Below are 4,801 nucleotides of genomic sequence, written 5' to 3'. Positions count from 1 at the left end.
TCACGCCCCACCATATTATTAAAGGGATTCAAGAGATTGAGTCCTTTTTTTTTCGTCTAAATAATAGACGTTATGTTTTACAAATAAGGCTGGATAACCATGGCAACCACAGAGACAATAACACCAATAGATACACAATCAAATGATGTGTTAATGCACACATTACTCGATTGGGCAAGCTTTCCCGGGGATTATGTTATTTCAACCTTAGCAGGGATGGATATAGGCGCTTATTTAGGTTTTGTTGAAGCTGATGTAGATGGTTGGTTCTCTATCGCCATATCAGTGGTTTTAACGCCTTTAATTATCTTCTTAATAATCTATCCATTTAAGAATTTTATCGATGTAATTTTGCATTGTATGAGGCATGAGCTACGCCAGGATCGAATTAAATGTAAAACTGGATTTATGGTTTTGGCTTTGTTCTTAATTGCCTTGGTGGTTAAGCAATATCCGATTGTTCCATGGATTCAAGATGTCTCATTTGGCTTGTTTATAGCCTCTTGGATTGGGTGGTTTGGTATTGGTAGATGGTGGGTTCGTTAGATAGATAGTTTTCTAATTAATAATATCGCTAGTCCTGCTCTAGTTGACGAGATATTTCTGCGTCATTTGGTCTACGAAAGTCTGGACTTAATTCTGGATCATAGTGTGTGAAGATTCTACTGTAAACACCTTCAAACTTTAAATCCTCTAGGGCACTGTTAAATTCATTTTTCAGCTTTCTATCTTTAAATGCAACATACAGTCTAATTTTAGTTGGAAATATCTCCGCTACATCAATATCAACACTGGTGTCATATTTGCCTTCTAACAGTGCACGATAATGGTTAAAACTTTCTTTAGTGGTGATCATAACCACTTCTGATCCTGCTTTCCAGAAATCAGCATGCTGATTTAGGTTGCTATCATATTCTTTATATCTATTAGTATGAGTTCCCTTTTTTGGGTGGTAGAGTTTTGCGTATCCGTCTCTAATTGTGGCATATGAGCCAGTGCGTGCGCTTACTCTAAAAGAGGATAGGTTACTCACTGAATTGATCTTAGATCCAAGGCTGGATCTACTCACAGCAACATAGGTATTTTCTAAGATTGGTCGTGAATAATAGAGTTTATCCTTAAATGATCTACTAACCCCCGATACCGCATCAATATTACGAAATTTTTTAATACTTTTCTTTAATTCTCTTGGCGGTATTGATTTCGGTTTAATGTTGTGATGCATTAACAGCATTGCTTGTCTAACAATACTATATTCTATTCCGTAGTGTTTTTCATGCCCCTCTGCTCGAATCATTTGCTTGTCAAACATGGTAAAAGGTGCTTTTCCTGCGCCAAATCCAATGGTGAGAAGCTTACCATCTTTGTTATCTGCGATTGCTGACAATGGTAACTGTAGTGCCAAAATTAATGCAACAAGTTTGATCATATTTATTACTAATTAAATAAATTTTAGATAATTGTACTCTAAGTTGCCATATAAATACACCTATTAAGGTATACCCTATATTTAAGGCTCTTAACGAGCCTTAAATAGAATTACCAAGCTGAAAGTAATTCTCTTGAATCTTCACCCATTGGCAATCTAAAGTCATAAGAAGATAAAATTCGATTCGTCTTAGGATCTACAATTTTTGCTGTTAGGTAAATATTGTTTGCTGCTACCGCATAAGTACCAACAACAATGCCTTGGGCATTGTGATTTGCAGTGATTTCTTTAATTTTTCTAGAGAGTAAAAACTCGCCCGCTTTTTCTTTAATAAAGATATTTTTTCTTAATTTTAGCTCAACAACATAATAACCTTTTTGGATAAGTCGTGAGGCAAATTGCTCAGCAATGATACGTCCAAACGCTGACGATTGCTCCATTTGGTTAACATCAACAAAACTTGCAATGATGAGTGGACTCTTGGCGCTAAGCTCAACCCCAGTGAAGGCTGAATTTTGCTTGGCAATAGCCGTTAAACGATCAACAACTTCATGGCTTGTGTCAAGAAGATTTGGCTCTGCTGTTTCAGTTTTTACAACTGAGTCTTGACAGCCAGCAAGGGTTGTTATTAAAGCAATTGAAAATATAAGTTTTAAAAGTTTCATTTTGATACCACGTTAAGAGTTTTGCCATAGTTTTTATAGTAATCTATGTTTGACATAGGTGTATTGTAACTATTTGATGTTGTGTGCATAAGTTTGTCATTTTTATAAACGGTTGTTGTAACCCGTATTTCCATTAGCGTGTTTGACTCCACAATCTGTGTATTAATGCTTAATACAGCAGGCTTTTCTGGCTCACTTAACATTTTAAATTCTTCTGGATTAAGCTTAGCAGATAGCATTTTTCTAACACTTAAATTAATGGGCTTTTGGCTTTTAGCATCCTGTGAATTGTAAATCTTCACTCTATTTTTATGTAGATTAGTAATTAGTAAATTACGAAAAGCGGTATTAAATGGCGTTTCAGCATTAGCCTCTATAGGCTCAACATAAACAGCTTTACTGCTGACTGCATCTGCAATCTCACCACTGATTTTTTCAGCCAAAACACTCCAGTATTCAGTTGATTTAATATTTGACGCTGGAGCAGGGCTTGGCGAAGAGCTCACACTAACCTCTGGTAGAGGTGAGCTTTCTGAAAAAGACAGACTCTCTGGAAGAGACAAGCTTTCTGGAAGAGAGATGCAGCCTGATAATAGTGTGGTCGTGCCAACAATTAAAATGGCTTTTTTCGCTTTTAAAAGGTTTCTGATCATGATTATTTATAACTTCCTATAATAATTATTTCTGTTTTAATTTTTCGCTTAATTCTTTTAGATAGATTCTTCGCTTGTTTAAGCGACTTTCCAGGGTGTTAACCAATGTTAATGTATCCATGAGTAGCTTTTCTCTGGCAAAAGAATTCATATCTTTATCTTCGCTGTCTGATATTTTCATGAAATTTTCCACCAAATTAGTCGCGTTTTTAATCACAGTATCATCATGTTTTTTTAAATCTTTAATCCATTGAGATCGCTGCTTAATGGCCAATTTTTTCTCTTTAATAACTTGATTGAGCTGCGCTGTTTTATCAGTTAGAGATTGAATACTCTCATCTTGAGATTCAACCTGCTCCTGCAACTCACCAATAGAGGCGCCATCCTTTTGTGATGCATCTTCTAGTTCAGAAATTTGTTGTTGTGCACCGCGCAGTTCTGATTCAACATTAGACAGTGATGCTACTTTTTTATTTGAGATGCTAAGATCATCCTGAGTTTCTTTTAATTCGTTGGTAGTATCAGCTAGATTATCTTCCGTTTTTACTAAATTCTCGTTAACTTTTACAATCTCAATAGCATTTTCTTCACTCTTTTCAAAAATCGGTATTAGAAAATAAGAGCCAGCCAATGATGCAACAACACCCATAACAGAGCCAACTATAAGTCCTTGTTTAGAAGTTAGAGATGAAAGTTTAAATTTTGACATGTTAAAATTTTGTGAAAATAATATTGTAATTATATTGTGAAATAGCCACTGAGCTTGATTAATTGTTTAAAATTAGCTGTATTTTTGGTATACATTTATTAATCATGATTGAATTTAGTTGCTCATTATGTAATGGCCGTATGCAAGCAGAAGATAGTTCTGTCGGCTATTATACGGTTTGTGCACATTGTGGCCATGAAGTGGTCGTGCAAAATCCTATCAAGCTTGGTTCAACTGCTCCCGGCATGTCTACTGAGCAAAAACTCAATGTAGAAATGAATCCAGCTCCCAATGGCACTAAGGATTTACTGATTCTGGTTTTTCTCTCTCTGTTAATTTATACGGCTTTTTACGTACCATTCCTTGAGTACACCGATCAAACAACAGAAATTTATCGTCTATTGGCTGTGGGTTGGGTGCCATTTGCGGTTATTGCTTTCGGCGTTATTGCATTTGTAATGTTAGGCCAAAGATTGGCGTTAGTTATGGCCAGTGAGCGAGCATTGAAAGAAACTTATTTAACCCACACAACGCCTCTAGATACTGATCAAGAGATTGATGAAGCTATGCTCATGATTAGGAATAAAGCTCGACAAATTAACGATAAGAACGTTGCGCAGCGTGTGGTTGGCGCCTTGGCAAGATTTAAGCATACACGTTCAGTACGTGAAGCAGAAGACCAATTAACGGTTTATTCGGAATTAGCGTACAACCAAATGGATGCTGGCTATACCATTCTCCGAGTGATTGTTTGGGCAACGCCGCTATTAGGTTTCGTTGGTACGGTACAGGGTGTAAGTAAATCAGTTGGTGGACTCGCCAAGGTACTAGGTGGTGATGTTGAAGATGTGTCGCAAATTACCACAGCACTAGGTAAAGTAACCTCTGAGCTCGCTTTCGCATTCGATACAACCTTGGTAGCACTAGTTGCAGTAATTATTATTATGATCGCAATGACAATTGTTGAAAGGGCTGATGGCGCCTCTCTAGATCGCATTGAAGATTACATTAAGAATCAAGTTCTACAAAACTTACCGGTTAAGGTTGGCGCCTTGAAGGGTGGCCAAAATGCCAATCTTTAATTAATACCTATGGCTAGGCGCGGCGGCAATAAGGCAGCCCCTTCATTTTTCGCATTTGTAAGTGTGTTAATCGCCTTGATTGGTGTACTAATTTTCATCGTATTAACCCTAACAGTGACTGCTGTTAAGCCTAAACTTGTGGTCGAATCCCCCATTGAGTACGATCCAGAAGAAGCGGAATTTTTTAAGCGTCAAAATGTTATTATCGAATTTATCGATGGCGGCATGTTTTTAAGAGCCTCTGCTTTTGAGCTGGAAGGTTT

At 37.0% G+C, this 4,801-nt stretch carries 7 protein-coding genes; 3 read left to right on the top strand and 4 right to left on the bottom strand.

What is annotated here, in order from left to right; genetic code table 11:
* Positions 1 to 99 precede the first annotated feature (99 nt).
* Positions 100 to 546 carry a hypothetical protein gene (locus P8M52_RS06290; protein WP_300308931.1) on the top strand — a complete coding sequence of 149 codons (447 nt, stop codon included), beginning with the start codon at positions 100 to 102 and terminating at the stop codon, positions 544 to 546.
* Between the two features lie 28 nt (positions 547 to 574).
* On the opposite strand, the gene P8M52_RS06285 is transcribed toward P8M52_RS06290, so the two are convergent.
* The 4 genes from P8M52_RS06285 to P8M52_RS06270 form a co-directional block, all read right to left on the bottom strand.
* On the bottom strand, positions 575 to 1,429 hold the full coding sequence (locus P8M52_RS06285; protein WP_300308930.1) for a transporter substrate-binding domain-containing protein: 855 nt from the start codon (positions 1,427 to 1,429) through the stop codon (positions 575 to 577).
* Between the two features lie 110 nt (positions 1,430 to 1,539).
* Entirely contained in the window at positions 1,540 to 2,094 is a 555-nt protein-coding gene (locus P8M52_RS06280; RefSeq protein ID WP_300308927.1) for a FlgO family outer membrane protein, read from the bottom strand.
* Complete coding sequence (locus tag P8M52_RS06275) at positions 2,091 to 2,747, bottom strand: hypothetical protein (protein ID WP_300308924.1); 657 nt, start codon at positions 2,745 to 2,747, stop codon at positions 2,091 to 2,093. Before P8M52_RS06275 ends, P8M52_RS06280 begins: the two co-directional genes overlap by 4 nt.
* A gap of 25 nt (positions 2,748 to 2,772) precedes the next feature.
* The gene (locus P8M52_RS06270) at positions 2,773 to 3,456 is read right to left on the bottom strand and encodes a hypothetical protein (RefSeq protein ID WP_300308921.1); all 684 of its coding nucleotides are present in this window, start codon (positions 3,454 to 3,456) and stop codon (positions 2,773 to 2,775) included.
* Between the two features lie 104 nt (positions 3,457 to 3,560).
* Between P8M52_RS06270 and P8M52_RS06265 the strand changes: the two genes are divergently transcribed.
* Together P8M52_RS06265 and P8M52_RS06260 are read left to right on the top strand one after the other, a co-directional pair.
* The gene (locus P8M52_RS06265; RefSeq protein WP_300308918.1) at positions 3,561 to 4,538 is read left to right on the top strand and encodes a MotA/TolQ/ExbB proton channel family protein; all 978 of its coding nucleotides are present in this window, start codon (positions 3,561 to 3,563) and stop codon (positions 4,536 to 4,538) included.
* A 9-nt stretch (positions 4,539 to 4,547) separates the two neighbouring features.
* Positions 4,548 to 4,801 (top strand): hypothetical protein (locus tag P8M52_RS06260; protein WP_300308916.1); only part of this gene is annotated, 254 nt, incomplete at its 3' end.

Source organism: Candidatus Thioglobus sp. (assembly GCF_029243085.1).
Taxonomy (GTDB): Bacteria; Pseudomonadota; Gammaproteobacteria; order PS1; family Pseudothioglobaceae; genus Thioglobus_A.
The sequence above is the reverse complement of the archived record's forward strand: the minus strand, read 5'-3'. Positions and strand labels throughout refer to the sequence as shown.